The sequence below is a fragment of the Marinobacter alkalisoli genome (assembly GCF_045449855.1).
Lineage (GTDB): Bacteria > Pseudomonadota > Gammaproteobacteria > Pseudomonadales > Oleiphilaceae > Marinobacter.
Window position 1 is genome coordinate 124,437 of sequence record NZ_JBJJLC010000006.1, and the last position, 17,516, is coordinate 141,952.

15 protein-coding genes and 1 other RNA gene are annotated in these 17,516 nt (G+C 58.2%); 10 read left to right on the forward strand and 6 right to left on the reverse strand.

Features of this window, described 5'->3' with window-relative positions:
* Nucleotides 1–37: 37 nt before the first annotated feature.
* The 6 genes from ACJO5Y_RS04060 to ACJO5Y_RS04085 all read right to left on the reverse strand — a co-directional run bounded on the left by ACJO5Y_RS04060 (nt 38) and on the right by ACJO5Y_RS04085 (nt 9,170).
* On the reverse strand, nt 38–2,734 hold the full coding sequence (locus ACJO5Y_RS04060) for a tetratricopeptide repeat protein (protein WP_406985147.1): 2,697 nt from the start codon (nt 2,732–2,734) through the stop codon (nt 38–40).
* Between the two features lie 52 nt (nt 2,735–2,786).
* Nucleotides 2,787–4,160 carry a PEP-CTERM-box response regulator transcription factor gene (prsR, locus tag ACJO5Y_RS04065; protein ID WP_406985148.1) on the reverse strand — a complete coding sequence of 458 codons (1,374 nt, stop codon included), beginning with the start codon at nt 4,158–4,160 and terminating at the stop codon, nt 2,787–2,789.
* Nucleotides 4,161–4,293: 133 nt separating this feature from the next.
* On the reverse strand, nt 4,294–6,429 hold the full coding sequence (gene prsK, locus ACJO5Y_RS04070) for an XrtA/PEP-CTERM system histidine kinase PrsK (protein WP_406985149.1): 2,136 nt from the start codon (nt 6,427–6,429) through the stop codon (nt 4,294–4,296).
* A 67-nt stretch (nt 6,430–6,496) separates the two neighbouring features.
* The gene (locus ACJO5Y_RS04075) at nt 6,497–7,444 is read right to left on the reverse strand and encodes an SDR family oxidoreductase (protein WP_406985150.1); all 948 of its coding nucleotides are present in this window, start codon (nt 7,442–7,444) and stop codon (nt 6,497–6,499) included.
* A complete protein-coding gene (locus tag ACJO5Y_RS04080; protein ID WP_406985151.1) occupies nt 7,444–8,259 on the reverse strand; it encodes a lysophospholipid acyltransferase family protein in 816 nt (271 codons plus the stop codon). The genes ACJO5Y_RS04075 and ACJO5Y_RS04080 overlap by 1 nt, the downstream gene beginning before the upstream one ends.
* A 17-nt stretch (nt 8,260–8,276) precedes the next feature.
* Nucleotides 8,277–9,170 carry a D-hexose-6-phosphate mutarotase gene (locus ACJO5Y_RS04085; RefSeq protein WP_406985152.1) on the reverse strand — a complete coding sequence of 298 codons (894 nt, stop codon included), beginning with the start codon at nt 9,168–9,170 and terminating at the stop codon, nt 8,277–8,279.
* Nucleotides 9,171–9,313: 143 nt separating this feature from the next.
* Here ACJO5Y_RS04085 and ACJO5Y_RS04090 point away from each other — a divergent pair, with 143 nt between their 5' ends.
* The 10 genes from ACJO5Y_RS04090 to ACJO5Y_RS04135 all read left to right on the forward strand — a co-directional run bounded on the left by ACJO5Y_RS04090 (nt 9,314) and on the right by ACJO5Y_RS04135 (nt 17,429).
* Nucleotides 9,314–10,069 (forward strand): 2OG-Fe(II) oxygenase, encoded by a 756-nt coding sequence (locus ACJO5Y_RS04090; protein ID WP_406985153.1) that lies wholly within the window; start codon nt 9,314–9,316, stop codon nt 10,067–10,069.
* Nucleotides 10,070–10,149: 80 nt separating this feature from the next.
* An RNA gene (ffs, locus tag ACJO5Y_RS04095) (signal recognition particle sRNA small type) lies at nt 10,150–10,246 on the forward strand.
* 141 nt (nt 10,247–10,387) lie between these two features.
* Complete coding sequence (gene dnaX / locus ACJO5Y_RS04100) at nt 10,388–12,259, forward strand: DNA polymerase III subunit gamma/tau (protein WP_406985154.1); 1,872 nt, start codon at nt 10,388–10,390, stop codon at nt 12,257–12,259.
* 13 nt (nt 12,260–12,272) lie between these two features.
* The gene (locus tag ACJO5Y_RS04105; RefSeq protein WP_406985155.1) at nt 12,273–12,596 is read left to right on the forward strand and encodes a YbaB/EbfC family nucleoid-associated protein; all 324 of its coding nucleotides are present in this window, start codon (nt 12,273–12,275) and stop codon (nt 12,594–12,596) included.
* 47 nt (nt 12,597–12,643) lie between these two features.
* A complete protein-coding gene (gene recR, locus ACJO5Y_RS04110) occupies nt 12,644–13,246 on the forward strand; it encodes a recombination mediator RecR (RefSeq protein ID WP_406985156.1) in 603 nt (200 codons plus the stop codon).
* A 21-nt stretch (nt 13,247–13,267) separates the two neighbouring features.
* Nucleotides 13,268–14,416: a ribonuclease D gene (locus tag ACJO5Y_RS04115; RefSeq protein WP_406985157.1), complete on the forward strand. Its 1,149-nt coding sequence runs from the start codon at nt 13,268–13,270 to the stop codon at nt 14,414–14,416.
* On the forward strand, nt 14,413–14,706 hold the full coding sequence (locus ACJO5Y_RS04120) for a YcgL domain-containing protein (protein ID WP_406985158.1): 294 nt from the start codon (nt 14,413–14,415) through the stop codon (nt 14,704–14,706). The genes ACJO5Y_RS04115 and ACJO5Y_RS04120 overlap by 4 nt, the downstream gene beginning before the upstream one ends.
* The gene (locus tag ACJO5Y_RS04125) at nt 14,703–15,149 is read left to right on the forward strand and encodes a YcgN family cysteine cluster protein (protein ID WP_406985159.1); all 447 of its coding nucleotides are present in this window, start codon (nt 14,703–14,705) and stop codon (nt 15,147–15,149) included. Before ACJO5Y_RS04120 ends, ACJO5Y_RS04125 begins: the two co-directional genes overlap by 4 nt.
* Complete coding sequence (locus ACJO5Y_RS04130) at nt 15,149–15,493, forward strand: hypothetical protein (protein WP_406985160.1); 345 nt, start codon at nt 15,149–15,151, stop codon at nt 15,491–15,493. Before ACJO5Y_RS04125 ends, ACJO5Y_RS04130 begins: the two co-directional genes overlap by 1 nt.
* Nucleotides 15,494–15,524: 31 nt before the next feature.
* Nucleotides 15,525–17,429 (forward strand): VWA domain-containing protein, encoded by a 1,905-nt coding sequence (locus ACJO5Y_RS04135; protein WP_406985161.1) that lies wholly within the window; start codon nt 15,525–15,527, stop codon nt 17,427–17,429.
* Nucleotides 17,430–17,516 lie beyond the last annotated feature (87 nt).

The window sequence follows — 17,516 nt, forward strand, 5'->3', positions numbered from 1 at the left end:
CTTTGGGTCTATGGGTTATATCGAATCCGCATTTTGCTTACCCCTGCCCGCCGAATTTCTCCAGAATTGCGCGAGCCTCGTCCGTCCGGCCGGAAGCTTTGTAGGCTTCGGCCAGATGCATGGCAATTTCCTCGGAATCGGGCTGCAGCTGGTAGGCTTTTTCCAGAACGGGCAGGCTGTCCTTGTGGTTACCGGCCTTGAACATGATCCAACCGTAGGTATCCGCGACCGATGCGTTGTCCGGGCTTTTTTCATAGGCCTTGCGCGCCAGGTCCATCGCCCTGGCATCGCCCTGCTGATGGTACAGCCAGGCCAGGTTGTTGAGCACCAGGGCGTTATCCGGGGCTGATTTCAGCAGGGTTTCGTAGCCCTGCCGGGCCTTCTCGGGGTCACCGTCTGACTGGTGCAGCATGGCTTGGCTCAGCAGTAACTGCGTGCTGTTCGGGTAGGAGGCGAGCGCATTGTCCAGGGCCCCCATGGCCTCCTGCTTGCGCCCGGCCTGCTGCAGGGAGCGGGCGTAGGCGTTGTGGAGGTCCGCCGAAGGCGATTTTTCCAGAGCCAGTTGGTAAAGCGCTGCAGCCTGATCGAACTGTCCCTGACGCTCGAAGTACCGCGCTTCCACTGTGTAGGGAGCAGCGGATTGGGGTTGCGATTTCTTCGCTTCCTGGAGCAGTTCCGTGGCCTGTTTCGGGTTACCTTCGGAAAACGCTACGGCTGCAGCCTGAAGTGTGATGTTCTCGGACTCAGGAAACAGCACCCGGCCGCGTTCCAGTACCGTCGCCGCCTGTTCAGTCTTACCGTCTTGCCGTAAGCGGGAGGCTACCGAATTGTAAATGCCGGCGACCAGGGGCTCGGCCCGCGCAGGGGTGTTTTCATCGGTTCGTTCAAGCAGTGCGGCGGAGAGTTCGTCGGCTTCCCGGTTGTCTCCTTCAATGAGGGCTGCCTCAAGCAGGATCAGTTTTGGTCCGGTAGCGGCCGGCTGTTGTTCCAGAAGATCCCGCATGTAGGTTCGTATTTCCGCAGGCTCCATGACGTCAGCAAGTCCCTGCAGTGCCTGTCGGTTGTCAGGAGCCAGGGTCACTGCCTGGCGAAAATGCGTCTGTGCCTGCGCAAGATCCTGCTGACTTCTGGCAAGGTTACCAAGGGCGATGTGTGGTGCGGCCAGGTCCGGCGACTTTTCCGAGGCTTGCTGGAAGTAGCCTCTGGCCTGGTCGGGGCTGCCGGTTCGTGCTGCCAGGTTGCCCCGGGCTATGACGGCGGCCGTGCTGTCGGGTTCGTCTTTGATCCAGGCATCTGCCACGGCGATCGCATCAGCGTTGTTACCGGATGACAGGTGCGCTTCGATAGTGACTATCAGAGCCTGTGCATGCAGGTCCGAATCGGCTGGCACCTGCGCTGTCTGGGCAATGGCTTTTGCAAACTCTCCCCGCTGTATCAGGTAGCCTGCGTAGCGAAGCCTGAGTGCGTGGTTGTCCGGGGCCAGTGATAACGCTTCCTCGATCAGCGGTTCGCCCGCCTCCAGGTCGCCGGATGACAGGGATGCGATGCCAACCAGGGCAAGTGTTTCGGGGTCAGTGTCCTTGTCGGACAGGGTTTCCAGAATGGCCCGGGCTTCTTCCGGATCCCGCATCTGAATCCGGGCGGCGGCAAGCAGTTTGCTGGCGGCTTCGGAGTCTCCCATTTCGGCTATCGGCCGAAGCAGTCGCTCTGCTTCCTGAACCTGACCCTGACGGAAGCGAATCATCCCCAGCATCAGTGTGCTTTGCTCGTGGTTCGGAGCATGCGTCAGTACCTCTTCGAGGTAGTTGGCGGCGGAATCCAGATCGCCTTCCTTGAAGGCTTCCCTGGCGGCGGCGATGTTACTTTTGATCGTGCCGGGGCCCGATTTCGCGAGTATTTCCTCGTACACAAAGGCTTCCGATGCCTTACCCTGAGCCCTCAGAACACGGATCAGGGCGGATATGGTTTCGTACTTGCGGAACGTCATGATGTCGTACTGGCCGATATCCTCAAGGGCGCGAATGTAGGCGTCCTCTGCTGTCTTCCATTCCTCCGCCTCATGGGCGAGTTGCGCTTTCCAGAGCCAGAGCTCCGCGTTCTCGCCATTCACCTGTTCCGCTTCCCCGATATAGCTTTGGACGGCTTCCCGGTCTCCGGCGGCATGGGCTATCCGGGAAAGACCGACCAGGGGCAGGGCGGAGTTTTTGGTGATGGAAAGCGCCTGTTCATAAGCCTGCTTTGCTTCGTCCAGACGGTCTGCGGCCAACAGGACCCGGCCTTTCAGGAGGCCGGCTTCGCTTTCCAGCGCCCGATCCTCAGTGGACACGTCGGCCAGATTGGCCAGGGCTTCGTCAAACTGGCCCTGCATCAGATTGGCTTCGGCGCGGATCAGGTGTGCCCGGTTTCTGGTTGCGCTGTCCAGCGCCTGTTCCGGAATGTCGGCCATCACACGGTTGAGCTGGCGTTCAGCGTTAATGGCATCACCAGCTTTCAACAGGTTGTTGATAATGATGAAGTAGGGGGCAGGCTTGTCAGGCTGCAGGTCGATAGCGCTGCGGGCTTCCAGTGTGCTGGCCTTGAGTTCGCCCTGGCGCTGAAAAAAACGGGACTGATCCAGGTGACTCAGGTATTGGATCTCTTCCTGGCTCATTTCATTATCGCTGCCGCAACCGGCCATTCCGATCGCAACGGCAGCCGATAGCAGGATGGCGCGTGCTGTAACAACTGCTTTCATGGCCCTGTTCCTTTTCCTGTCAGGTGCTTGTTCTGATGTCCCTGTCCGTTTGTCAGACCCCTGAGGCCGCATGTGACGTTTCGATACGGTACTTGTCCGTAAGGTTATACAGCGTAGGTCGGGTGACTCCCAATAGTCTGGATGCCTGGGCCATATTAAACCCGCAACTCTGCAGTGCCTGGATGATGGCCTGGCGCTCAGCGGTCTCACGGACCTGCCGGAGATTGAGCTGGTTGTCCTTGCTGTCGGTACCCGGTTTCAGCTCCAGATCGAGGGCGGTGACCCGTTTTCCATCCGCCATAATGGTGGCCCGCTTCACCTTGTTGATCATTTCCCGGACGTTTCCGGGCCACTCGTATGTGGTGATGGCGTTAATGGCGTCCTCGGTGAAGGTGAGGTTGGGGCGGTCCATATGTTTGCCGAGAGATCTCAGAAGCGACTGGGCAATCACCAGGGCATCCCCCTCACGCTCCCTCAGCGGGGGCACGTCCAGGGTAATTTCGCTGATCCGGTAATAGAGGTCTTCACGAAACTCACCCTGATCGATGAGTGTCCGAGCATCCCGGTGGGTAGCGCAGACAACCCTCACGTCTACAGGAATCGGTTTGACCGAACCTACCCGGTCGACAACGCGCTCCTGCAGGAATCTCAGCAGCTTGGCCTGTAACGCCATCGGCATGTCGCCGATTTCATCCAGGAAAAGGGTTCCGCCGTTGGCGTTTTCGATTTTACCTTTCTTGCTTTGGGTGGCGCCGGTGAATGACCCCTTCTCGAAGCCGAACAGCTCGCTCTCCAGAAGGTTTTCGGGGATGGCGGCGCAGTTGATGGCGGCAAATGTCTTGGCGTGCCTGTGGCTCAGGTCGTGGAGTGCGCGGGCCAGCAATTCCTTGCCGGTACCGGTTTCCCCGGTGATCAGCGTGGTGACATCAGTGGGGGCGACTTTCTCCAGGGTTCTGCAAATAGCCAGCATCTGTGGGCTGGCGGCGACAATCCCTTTGATGCTTGTGCTGTTGGGGTACTGGGACAGTTCCCGGTTTTCTTTTTCCAGTTCGGCAATTCGGAAGGCGCGATTGACAACAAATGTAAGGATATCCGCATCGAGCGGCTTCTGATAAAAGTCGCAGGCGCCCATGCCGATGGCCTTGACGGCATTTTCCTTGTCTTCGCGCCCCGTCACCACAATGACCTTGCTTTGCGGCGACAGGCGGAGAATATCTTCCAGCAGGCTGAACCCCTCGGATGCTCCGCCGGGGTCTGGCGGTAGGCCCAGATCCAGGGTAATGACGTCTGGTTCGGTGCGTCTGAGCGCTGTCAGAGCGGAATCACGATCCGTCGCCATGGCGACTTCCAGGTGATCACTGAAACACCATCGCATTTGGCTTTGAAGGCCGGGGTCATCCTCTACAATTAACAGTCGTTTACTCACAACAGTCCTAAATCCCTTTTTTTTGTCCTGTGACTGTGCTGATGCAATATTGATCAATTCATCCCTTTATTGATTCTCAACTGAATATTGACGCTTTGCAACGTTGGGCTGATTTAAATTTTCAAAACGCCAATTAATTGGCGCTCTGTCCTTGCCTGGGCCGCTCTTCAGTTGGCCTATCCGTTTCACTTTCTGTTTCGCGTTGATCGGCGGGGGTGGTCAGCGGGAAGCGAACAGAGAAGCAGGAGCCGACGCCAGGCTCACTGGTAACGTCAATGTTGCCCCCTACTTTTCGCAGATATTCTCTGGCCTGGTATGCGCCGATCCCCATGCCGGTCAGTCCTTTGGTGCTCTCAAAGGGCTTGAAGAGCTGGGAGCGTATAAATTCTTCCGTCATGCCGGCGCCGGTATCCTGGATAAACAGGACGACATTGTCCTTCGCAATTTTCAGGGTCAGTGTTACTTCGCCTTCCGGTGGTGTTGCGTCCTGGGCGTTCTGAATAAGATGTCCAAGGACACTGAACAGCTGTTCACGGTCAGCCTTGATCAGGCTGCACGAGGGGTTGCCGATGATGCGCGGGGCCGGAAGCCAACGACTGTAATGTTCGGCGAGCTGGATAACCACATCCCGGAGATCCAGTATTTCCGCCGACTCAATGTCTTCGGCGGGTTTGCGGATATGGTCCACGAGGTTTGCCATTTTACGCACGGCGTGATCGGTGGTGTTCACCATGTCATCAATAAACGCGGGATTGTCGCGGTGACGGGGCGCGTTCTTGACCAGCAGCGACAATTGCGCGATCAGGGTCTTGAGGTCATGAACCATGAAAGCTGAGGCCTTGCTGACAGCTTCGAACTGCATGGCCCGGGAGAGGCGGTTCTGGGCATCTGCCTGGGCCAGCAGGTTGCAGGACTGGCGGGCAACCACCTTGATCAGGTCAAAGTTTTCCCAGTTCAGTTCGACGGGGGCATAGGGGTTGCCAACCAGGGCGATGCCATAGAGGTCATTTCCCAGGTACAGCGGAATGATCAGCCAACCATCCGGAATGCGGGTGATGGCATCCGGGATTTCAAGCAGGTTGTAACGAATGGGGTCTTCACGGTATTCGTGAAGGTCAACAATCCATTCACGTTCCCTGAAGAAGCGGCTGATCTCCCCGTCTCCTTCAATGGTGGTGAACTTGGGGGTGGTGATATTGACGGCGGTTTTGAGTGCGTAGGCGCCCTGTTCGTCCCGCAGCCAGATAGCTCCCGCGTTGCTTTCCACCAGCCCTGACAGGATGCGAACGACCCTCTCGGGTAAGGGCGGTTCATCGCTCAGGTTCGCCAGCTCCCGAGTCATTTTCAGCCACTCTTCGCGATAATCGTATTTGTAGTCGAAGAAATTCTGGCTGATAAACACCATCAGCCTTGAGCGGACCCGTCGGGAGGTCAGCAGCGTTACCAGGAATGCGAGGGCAATGGTGAAGAACAATACCTGCAATGCCTCGCCCCAGGCGCCGCCCAGGGCCCGGACGTAGTAGCCGCCAACGGCCAGGAAAAGCAGATAGGCGCCGGCAAACATAAAGGTGCCTGCGTGGAAGACCGCTGAGCGGGAAAGCTGGAATTCCACCGGTTGTTTGCGGGTGTTAATGGTATTGATGGCGAACAGGGGGACGAGGGCCGCGTTGACCAGTCCTCGCGCATTCCAGAACGACTCGGACACCTGGCCGAACAGCAGGGCGTCGGCGTACATGAAAAAATCGAAGACAAACATCGTGGCGACGGCGATGCAGATGTATTTCATGCTTGATCGGCCAAACGATACGGAGTTTCGCCAGATCTGCTCAACCAGCGAGAGTCCCATCAGAGATAGTACAATCTGGCCGACAACCTTGGTCTTGCCGTCAAGGAGATCCAGGCCAAAGGTGTATTCCAGTGCCCCGAACACCAGCAGGAAGACAATCAGTGTGATGGTGGCAATGGCCAGCATCCGGCGAAGCCGTCCTACAATGGCCGTGGCCCGGAAGGAATTCCGGAGCAGGGCAAACAGCAGGGTAATCCAGGCGGCATCCCGCAGCAGTTCCAGCAAATAACGGATGAAGAATGAAGGTTGGCCCCAGAGGTTCTGGGTAACCAGGGCGCCTGCCCAGATCATTGACACGACAGATGCCAGCAGAAGAACCCTGTCGATATCCCGGCGAAGATAATGGGAGGCAATAACCAGTCCGAGCAGGCCAAAAGAGACGGCTGCCGTGGTGTGGCTGATTAGACTGAAATTACTTAACATGCCTCGCGTCCTGCGTTGTTATGCCTCCTGTCCCTGACGGCATCCGCCTTCAGGCGGTGTTATGCCGTCACACCGGCTTTTTATTCTCCCGATAGAATCGGAAGATTTCCTTCAGCGGTCGTCGGGGGCTGAATCCAAATTCCCTGGCAAAAGCTCTGCCGTCTATGACGACAGGATACTTGAAAAAGTGCATCAAATACGACGGGAAACTTCTCAGGCTCAGTGTTTTCAGAATCAGTTTTGGCAGCGCTGGCGGTATGGACGGAATCGGCAGGCGATTGCATCCACACAGTTTAAGCGCATGCTGATAAGCAACCCAGTCTTCCGGCGCCACGTTGAATACACCCCGTTTGGGTTTGTTATAGGTCAGAACAATGGCATCCGCCATGTCATCGATGTGTATGAACTGCATCATCGGGGAAAACCCGGCAAGCACCGGCGCCCGTTCGCTGGCAAGCAGGGTGCTGATGGAGTTCCTCACCCCGGGCCCGACGATGTTACAGGGGCGCAGAATGGTGATGTTCAGTTCCGGGTAGCGCCAGAGGTAGATGTTGGCAAGGTTCTCCAGCTCTACGGAGTCCACCAGGTCTGCGCTCAACCCCACGCCTTTTAATGGGGCTTCCTCGTCAATCAGTGCGGGGTTGTACGCCACTGCGCCGTAAACGTGGAAGGTGGAGAGTACCACCACCCGTTTGATGCCGTATTTGTGGCTGAGGTCCAGCAACTTCTGGGTACCGAGGACATTGGCGTTGTATCGACGCATCCGGGTCAGCTGGCTGGACATGATCCGGCCCAGGTGAATGACGCCGTCAAACCGGTAGCGTCTGAACAGGTCTTCGAACACCCGTTTGTTGAAGTCGATGCAGTAACTGGGGATGTCGTCACCCAGGTAGACCTGCTCGCGGAAATCCACCGCTACCAGGTCACAGTCTTCACGAAGCCGGTCAATCACCTGTTGTGCCAGGGCCCCTGCGGCGCCGGTCACGAGTATGCGTGGTCTCTGTTGCTCGCTCATCAGAACAGCCTTTTCCTTTCGCTCAGACCCTTGTCAATCAGCTTGCTGATCTCCGCCTTCACCTGCTCAACCCGATCGGTCACTTTCTCCTCGGGGATTTCCAGGTCATCGAAATACATGGGGTCGCCCACATTGAGGTGGACCTTGGCCGGCAAGATTACCGGCAATGCAATGGGCGCGTAGGGTATGCCCAACGCCTTCGCCAGTGGCTTGATGTTGGCGATGGCGGGAATGGTTTCCTCGCACCCAACCACGCCAACGGGAACGATAGGGGCCTTGTATTTCATGGCGAGGTGCATAAAGCCATTACCGAACCGTTTGAGCTGATAACGATCATGATAGAGCTTGCCTGAACCCCGCACGCCCTCCGGGAACACAATGACCGCCTCATCGTTGGCCAGCATCTTGGCGCAATTGACCGGATCACCCAGCACTGCCCCCATTTCGTTCAACAGATTGCCCAGGTAGGGCACGGTAGGGAAGAAGCGTTCGATCATCGCCCGGGGAATCCTGGGATTCACCTCTCGGGAGGCCAGGGCGTAACCAATGAGCAGACCATCAATCGGTAACTGACCGCTGTGATTGGCAATGATCAGCACGGGCCCCTCGGAGGGGATCTTTTCCACACCGCTGGCCTGGACCCGGAAATACTTCTCGTAGATCTGTCTGGTCAGCGAGAAGCCATACTTGATGGCTTCGTTGTTGTAGCCCCAGGGGTCGTAGCCGAGGCTGCCGATCGGCTTACGGATGCGATTGATCTGCTCGCTCAGCTCCGCAGGAACCAGTTTGGATTTGAGAATTGATGCCAGGCTCATTGAGGCTCCCTGATAGATTACACTCGTCCAATCATTACGCCGAGGGTATGACTTTGCCCCTCATTCAACACCCGGTAATCGCTGAGGGCATTGGCGGTTTCGACACACAGCATGGATTTCCAGCCAGTGTCGGGGAAGTCCGAAAGTGCCTGCGCTTTCTCCGGACCGGGATTCCACACAACCGTGGAGTCGCTGCCGATGGCTGCCAGTGAACGGCGGCTGCCGGGTGTGGTGACAACCAGGGGGGCGCCGGATTCGTATATCCTGTCGGTTTCGCCCTGAAACGATAGCGCCCCTTTCTGAAAGTGGTAGCTCCAGTTCTGCAGCGTGTCTACATAGTCGCAGCCATCGAGCCCTTCAACATGGGTTCGGTGGATGTCGGCCGTGGGTAAATAGGTATGCAGTGCCTGCGTGAAAGCCATGGGCTCGCTACCGAGATTGGTCGTCGTCAGCGCAATCTGGCAGCCCTTGACCGAAAAGTTAAAGGTCGCCAGCGCCAGCGCGTGCCCCGTCCACAGGTCGGAAAAATCTTCATTGGCCGCCAGTGACAGGCTGATTTCAACTTCGTGGGCGGATTCCTGAACATCCTCCAGTTTCCAGAGGGCGGTACGGGCAAAACCATGGGAATCGGTGGTGTGGATGCGTTTGCGGACTTCTGGCGGGTTTCTCCCCGGCACTCCGAACCAGGGCCAGCAGATGGGCACGCCACCCCGAATCGCCCGACCGGTTTCAAAGCGCGCGGTGTCGCTGAGCCAGAGCCAGTCTGGTTTGTCGTGTGTGGCAAAGTGGGTAAGGTGAGCTCCCTGGAGGAACAGTTGAGCGCGGAACAGTGGATGATGAACGTCTATGGCTTCCAGTTGCCCGATGGTAGTCCAGCGGGTAAACGACCAGTGCCCGGGTTGTGTTGTCACTCAATGCCTCGTGTTACGTGATGTGTCTGTCCCTGGGGTGTTGCTCAGGGATTAGGTGTATTTGCGTACCAACAGAGTAAATTAAAACTGACGTTGCCGCGAGATTCCGGCATAAAATACCGGGCTTGCAGAGGAGCCGCACCATGGATCACCCGGTTGTTAGCCCGATCAGGAATACCCTGATCACTGATAGCAGTTGCGAATTTGACGCCGTTGCCGGCGAGGCCGTGGTCTCATCGGAAGCTTCCTCTGTTGGCAGTGGGTACGGTGGTGTCACCGAGCAATGGCTGGATGATCTGGCAATGGAGCTGACCGAGTGCGGATGGGTCAGCGTGGATGTCCGTGACCGTCTGGGAGACGCATTGCTGAGCGCCTTGCGGGAAGAGGTCCGGATACTGGATGTAACGGACGCCATGAAGAAAGCGGGGATCGGCCGCGGCGCCGACCTGACCCGTGACCGCTCCGTGAGACGCGACAGGATTGCCTGGTTGCAGGGCATTACACTGCCACAACGGGTATTGTTTGACTGCCTGGCGCAGATACAGGAAGGCCTGAATCGGCGGCTGTTCCTCGGGCTCAAACGGTTCGAGGCTCACTACGCGACCTATCAGTCCGGAGATTTCTACCGCAAACACCTCGACAGTTTTGCCGGCCGTGCATCGCGCATTGTCAGTCTGGTGCTCTATTTCAATGAGCAGTGGCAGGCGGCAGATGGCGGTGCATTGCAGCTGTTCAATCGTGACAATCAGGATGAGTCGTGCGGCCTGGTGCTGCCGGAGATGGGGCGCATGGTGCTGTTCCTGAGTGAGGAAATTCCCCATGAGGTTCTGCCGGCGAACCGTGCCCGGTACAGCCTCGCGTGCTGGTTCCGTCAGGACGAAGTGCCGCTGCCGTTATAAGTCGTTGTAGTCCGCCAACCCTTTTGTTACTATGCGCGCCGCTTTCAGGGAAATGTCCTGAAACGCCGTTATGGTGGCTCCATTGGTGCCTCCGCAACGATAAACCGTGAACCCGGTCAGGCCCGGAAGGGAGCAGCCGAAGCGGTGGACTTGTGTGCCGGAGTGTCGCTGGTGGAGTCACCCCCAGATTTTACCTTTCTTTCTGTCTTATCCCGCTGAAATCGACGCTTTTTCCAGCCCGAACTGATCGCCCGCCGGCTTCTTATCAGTCCATGTCCGTGCTAAGGTTAAGGCCATTTTCACTGCAGTTGGCGAAACATGAGCTACCAGGTACTTGCCCGTAAATGGCGCCCCCGTACATTTGAGGACATGGTTGGTCAGGAGCACGTGCTTCAGGCATTGATTCACGCCCTGGAAAATCAACGTCTTCACCATGCTTATCTTTTCACCGGTACCCGTGGCGTGGGTAAAACCACCATTGGCCGGCTGCTGGCCCGGTGCCTGAATTGCGAAACCGGCGTCACGCCGAGGCCCTGTGGTGAATGCACCAGTTGCCAGGAAATCCAGGAAGGCCGGTTTGTTGACCTGATCGAGATCGATGCGGCATCCCGTACCGGGGTGGATGACATGCGGGAGCTGACAGACAACGTCCAGTACGCGCCCACCCGTGGCCGCTTCAAGGTGTACCTGATCGATGAGGTGCACATGCTCACCAACCAGTCTTTCAACGCCTTCCTCAAGACGCTGGAAGAGCCGCCAGAGCATGTGAAGTTCCTGCTGGCCACGACCGATCCCCAGAAATTGCCGGTCACGGTGTTGTCCCGCTGCCTGCAGTTCAACCTGAAGCGTATGACGCCGGAGCACATCGCCGGCCACCTGAAGCATGTACTGACCGAAGAGCAGATTCCATTCGAAGAGCCGGCGCTGTGGTTACTGGCCCGTGCGGCGGATGGCAGTATGCGTGATGGCCTGAGCCTGACGGACCAGGCCATCGCCTTTGGTAACCAGAAACTGGCCGCCAGTGATGTCAGCAACATGCTGGGCACGATTGACCAGCGGGATATCGAAAAGCTGGTCAATGCCCTGGTGGGCAACGACGGGCCATCGCTGCTTTCAGAGATACACCGCATTTCCGACTTCGCGCCGGATTACAGCGTGATCCTGGCCGACCTGTTATCGCTGTTTCACCGCGTCACCATGGAGCAGGTGGTGCCGGGCAGTGTGGATAACGCACTCGGTGATGCCGCCCAGGTACAGACGCTGGCGCGACAACTGAGCGCGGAAGATGCCCAGCTGTTCTATCAGGCTGCATTGATGGGGCGCAAGGACCTGGCAGTGACTCCGGATGCCCGGATGGGGTTTGAAATGACCCTGCTGCGGATGCTGGCCTTCCGTCCCGGTACCGATCGCCGGGAGCCTCCTGCGTTCAATTCAGGCGGTCAGTCCGGTTCAACGGAATCCCGCGATGAGCCTGACCCTGCACCGGCAGCGTCGCAACCAGCGCCTGCGGCATCTCAACCAGCGCCAGCCGGGCCGGTACAGGAGCCCGTAGCCGAAACACCTCCGCCGGCGCCGGAAAAAGCACCTGAGCCCACGCCGGAACCGCAGCCAGAGCCACAAGCCAGCGTGGAGTCCGCTTCGTCGCCTGAACCAACTCCAGAGCCAGAGCCGGAATTCGATCCCGGCCCCGTGCCGGAGTATCTGACCGAGACCGCTCCGGGCCAGGAGCCCGTGCCCGTGGCGCGCGAACCTGTTCCTGAACCCGAACCAACACCGGGCCCGGAGCCGGAACAGGAGCTTTCAGGTGAGTTCGTCTGGGAGAGGGACTTTCGCCGTCTCGGCATTATCGGTATGCCAGGTAACCTGGCCAGCCACACCGCATTCACCCGTGATGGAGACTCCATCCTGTTAACGATGGAAGAGGGGCATGCCCGTCTTTTGAACGCCCGGCATGAGGAAAAGATTCTCGCCGCCTTGAGAAACCGCTTCGGCGACACCATCAATCTGCGTATAGAGCAGGGTGAAACCGGCGGCAAGACACCGGCGGCCTGGGAAGAACGGCAGCGCCTGGCCCGCCAACAGGCTGCGGAATCCGCGATCCGGAGCGACCCGTATGTGAAGTCCATCGTTGAACGATTTGAGGGCAGGGTAGTCGAAGAGAGTATCCGGCCTATACAAGGTTCCCGTTGAAGGAGATGAACAGATGATGAATGGTATGGGCGACATGATGAAAAAAGCCCAGAAAATGCAGGAAGAAATGCAGAAGGCCCAGGAAGAGATTGCCAAGGAAGAGGTCACTGGCGAGTCTGGAGCCGGGCTGGTCAAGGTCATCATGAATGGGCGCCACGATGTTCGCAAGGTGGAGATTGACCCGTCCCTGATGAGCGAGGAAAAAGAGATTCTCGAAGATCTGCTTGCGGCGGCCGTCAACGACGCCGTGCGTCGTGTCGAGGCCAACCAAAAAGATAAAATGTCCGGCATGATGTCCGGAATGGGCCTGCCTCCAGGATTTAAAATGCCCTTTTAATCTAGAGGGTTAAATATTTTTGTTTATAAATTACATGAGGATGTTGCATGGCGTTTAGCCCGCTGGTCGATGAACTGGTGGAGTCGCTCCGGTGTCTTCCTGGGGTCGGGCAGAAGACCGCCCAGCGCATGGCATTTCACCTGCTGGAACGGGGACGTTCCGGCGGTTTCCGGCTGTCAGAGGCGCTGAACACTGCCATGTCCGGCGTCCGCCGTTGCGATAGCTGCCAGAACTTCTCCGATACCCCTGTCTGCGGCATCTGCGAGAATCCCGCTCGTCTTACCGGTACCCTGTGCGTGGTGGAAAGCCCCTCCGATCTCCTGGCCATCGAGCAGGCTGGCGATTACCGTGGCAGCTACTTCGTGCTCATGGGGCACCTGTCGCCAATTGACGGTGTCGGTCCGGAGGAAATTGGTATTGAGCGGCTGTTACAGCGCATCAAGGCCGAGGGCGTCAAGGAATTGATCCTGGCAACCAACCCTACCGTAGAGGGTGAGGCCACGGCCCACTACATTGCCGACCGTCTGGACGGTAAAGACGTTCTGATTACCCGGCTGGCCCATGGCATTCCCGTGGGCGGAGAGCTCGGGTATGTCGACGGATTCACCCTGACTCACGCATTCCGAGGGCGCAAGCCCCTGGCTGACTAAAGACTGATCGGGCACTTTTCTATGGCTTTCACGACTCCAGTCGCAACGGCACCCGCTGCGCCTGCCACTATTCACTGGTTACGCGAGCCGGAGGATCTCGACCGCTGGCTCGCCGGTGGCGAAGGCGAGTTCCTGGCACTGGACACCGAGTTTGAGCGGGTCAGCACCTTCTTTCCGATTCCCGGGCTGGTCCAGCTTGGTCTGGGCAGTGAGTATTGCCTGGTGGATCCCGGCGTTGCCGAGCAGTCCGGAGAATTCAGGCGAATCCTGGCGGACGCCGATTCCCCGAAGCTGTTGTATGCCATGAGCGAGGATCTGGAATTGTTCCGGCACTGGCTGCAACTTGAACCCGCCGGTGTCGTGGACCTTCAGATCGGGGCCGCACTTGCCGGCGCTGGCTTTTCCATGGGGTATGCCCGCCTGGTGGAGACCCTGTTCGGAGAAACTCTGGATAAATCCGCCACGCGATCGGATTGGGTTTCCCGCCCCCTGAGTGCGGCCCAGGAGCGTTATGCGCTGGACGATATCCGGTTCCTGGCGCCGATGTACGACTGGGTCGTGGCGAATCTCCGGGAGCGAAACCTCGAGCAGGCCCTGTATGATGAGTCCGCCCGCTTTGCCGCTGAGCTATCCGGGCAGGATGATCCACAGAACCACTACCTCAAACTCCGCGGTGGCTGGACGTTAAATCCGCAGCGGCAGGCGGTGCTGCAGAAGCTGGTCTGCTGGCGTGAAGAAGAATCCCGTCTCCGTGATCGCCCCCGGGGCCGCGTGGTCGCCGATCCGTTGTTGATTGCCATGGCCGAACGCCTGCCGGATTCCCTGCGGGCTCTGTCCAACATCCAGGGACTGCCCCAGCCGGTGACCCGCCGTTACGGTGATAAAATACTGCAGTTGATTGCTGAAGGGTGTGAGGCCGATGCAACGGACCTGCCACAGATTGCAGCGCCGTTGACCCGTGAGGAGCAAGCCTTCTACAAGCAGCTCAAGCGACTCATTGTGAAGGCTGCGGAGGCGGCGGATGTGCCCGTGGAACTGTTGGCGCCCCGTAAACGACTTGAGGCCGTGGTTCACCAGCGTGACCTGTCGGCCGGACTATTTACCAGTGGCTGGCGCAGCCAGATTATTGCACCGGTTCGTGAACAGCTTGAGGATTTATTGACATCATGACGGATAAACAGTTTGTTTCGGTGTTTCGCAGCAGCAAAAAGGCGGACACCTACCTTTACGTGCGTCGGGGCCAGGTATGGGATGACCTGCCAGAGAGCCTGCGCGGTATTTTCGGAGCGCCGGTTCACGCCATGGATCTGGTGATGACGCCTGACAGGAAGCTGGCCCGTACCGATGGCAGTCAGGTGCTGAATGCTATCGCGGACAAGGACTTCTACCTGCAGATGCCCGAGGAAAACGACAGCTACGTGGTGGATTTCCGCAAAAAGCCGGAGCAACGGCAGTCATGATTGCAGAGATTCCCTTCTGGCAGCGTAAACGTCTGGACGAGATGACGCCTGCTGAGTGGGAATCCCTGTGCGATGGCTGTGGCAAATGCTGCCTGGCCAAACTGGAAGACGAAGACACCGGAGACGTGTACTACACCGATCTGGTCTGTCGGTACATGGACACGGATACCTGCCGTTGTACGGTCTATCCTCAGCGGCTGGAGCAAGTTCCGGCCTGCACCGTACTAACACCTGACGCGCTTGCGGATTATCATTGGCTACCGTTTACCTGTGCCTACCGGACACTGGCGGAAAACCGCCCGCTGCCGGACTGGCACCCGCTACGGTCGGGTGATCCGCAGACAGTTCATGAGGCCGGAGTCTCGGTTCGCCATCGCGTGATCTCGGAAGGTGGCGTGCCGGAAGAAGACTGGGAAGAACACATAATTCACTGGGTCCTGTAATGATCGATACTGAAGCTCAACTCGCATACGGCATTTTCTGGGCGCTCTACGCCGTTTCCTTTGTGGTTTTCTTTTACATGGTGTCCCGGCTGTTCCGGATGCTGCCGCTGTATGGCCTGCGCACCTTGCTGCAGGCCGCTCTGGTGGTGCTGTTGCTGACCCCGGTGGAATCCGCCGATGTGGCTGGTTGGTGGGTACCGGCCTGGCTGTATGGCGGATACGAGCTGATCCTTGGCGATGCGGATGCCGCGGGCAGGGCAGTGCTGAACCTGGGTATTGCCGCGCTGGTGATGCTACTGGTGTGGTTGCTGGACCTGGTTCGCTATCGACTGGTGAAGCGGTAAGCGTAAAGAACAATAATAAAACGGAGTCACGATGCGCTGGATACTGAGAGTCTGTCTCGTTGTCACCCTCAGCTTGCCGGTGTGGGCAAATGCCCAGCAAGCAGGCGATGTTCAGCTTCCCGAGGGCGCGGATGTCCGCATTATCGTGGACATATCCGGGTCCATGAAAGACAACGACCCTGACAATCTCCGGCAACCGGCCGTGCGATTGCTTGCCAGAATGCTGCCGGAAGACGCTGTCGCCGGTCTCTGGACCTTCGGTCAGTACGTCAACATGTTGGTTCCCCGGGATCGCGTTGACGACAGCTGGCGGGAACGGATGATCAACCGGTCCTCAGAGATCAATTCCGTTGCCCTTCGCACCAATCTGGGCGAGGCCATTGAAGTCGCCAGCGACGATTATTTTACCGATGGGGATCTGGCCAATACGGACTTCATCCTGCTGACCGACGGCAAGGTCGATATCTCTGACAGTGACCAGGAGAATCAGGCCGAGCGTGAACGCATTCTGGGGCCGCTGCTGGATGAGCTGATCGCCAAAGGGGCAACGTTCCATACGGTGGCGTTGTCCAGCGAAGCGGATGTCGGGTTTCTCGAAACCCTGGCGGGGGAAACCGGGGGCAGCCACAGTATTGCGCCTTCCGCCGATGCCCTGAACCGCGCCTTTCTGAAAGCCCTGAATGCCGCCGTGCCCCAGGAGCAGGTGCCCATCGAAGGCAACCGGTTCAGTGTCGACAGCGGCGTGCAGGAATTTACCGCACTGATTTTCTGGGGTGAGGACGAAACCAGTGATACCCGTGAGCTTCAGCTAACAGACCCGGATGGCAACATGGCTGTGGTTGGCAATCCGGGTGATACCATGCGCTGGGCGCGGGAATCCGGCTATGACCTGATTACTGTCACCGACCCGAAAGAAGGGCAGTGGCGACTGAACGGTGAGCTTGGCGAAGGCAGCCGGGTAACTGTTGTCAGTGACTTGCGCATGGTGGTGAGCCCGCTGCCGCCGGAATTCTCCGAAGAAGAACCGCTAGCGCTGCAGATAGCGTTTTTTGAAGATCAGGACCAACTCACCGATCCGGATTTTCTGGATGTCATCGACGTTCGTGTCACCATCACCTCCGAGGATGACCGCAGCGGGACCAAGGGTCTGTCCGGGGAGCAGCCGCCCGAAAACGGGGTCTACCGGGACACCATCGGGCGAATGCCGTCTCCCGGGGAGTATGTGATTGATGTGGTTGCTGACGGTCAGACGTTCTCCCGCAAGTTCACCGGTGTCAGCCGTTTCGATGTTCCGGAAGACCAGGTTTCCTCCGCGCCATCAGACGAGCCGGCGGTCACCGAACCCGTGGTACCCGTTGAGGAGGACGCTCCAGAGTCTGTGGCAGAAGGTGAGCAAGAGCCCGCTCAGCCGCCACAGCCTGAGCCTGAAGAGGATAGCGCCAGCGCCGGGCCTATTGATATCAGTGCCGTCGAGGAGCCCCGGGCCGACCCCGTAGAACCGGAGGAATCCGACCTGGCTGTGCCGCTTTGGGCGATGAGCGCAGGCGGTATTGTTTTGATCTTTATTCTCGCTGGTGGGGTATATGCCGTTGTGCGGCGCAAGCGCAAAGCAGCGCCTGACACCGACACCAAAACCGACACTGAAGATAAGGAAGGCGAGGAAAGTCAGGATGACGAGGAGGTGCCGGTGATTGCACCCGAGCCGGAACCCGGACCCGAGCCTGAATCTGAACCTGAATCCAAGCCAGAGCCAGAAGAAGAAATCCCGGTGGCCAGCGCCGAGGTCGATAACGACGAAAACGCCGAAGATTTCGGTCTGGAAGACTTTGATCTCTCCGAGTTCGATGATCTTCCAGACGCCGAGGACGGTGATGATCCGGAATCCCCTCCCGCCGACGGCGACAAGCCGGAGGACGAGGAAGAACCCAAACCATAAGGCCGGAGCGGCGTCGTTAGCCCTTATCACTGGCAGGGCAAGGCTTTATACTCCGCTGCGGACAAACAGATAACCGAACAGGAACCA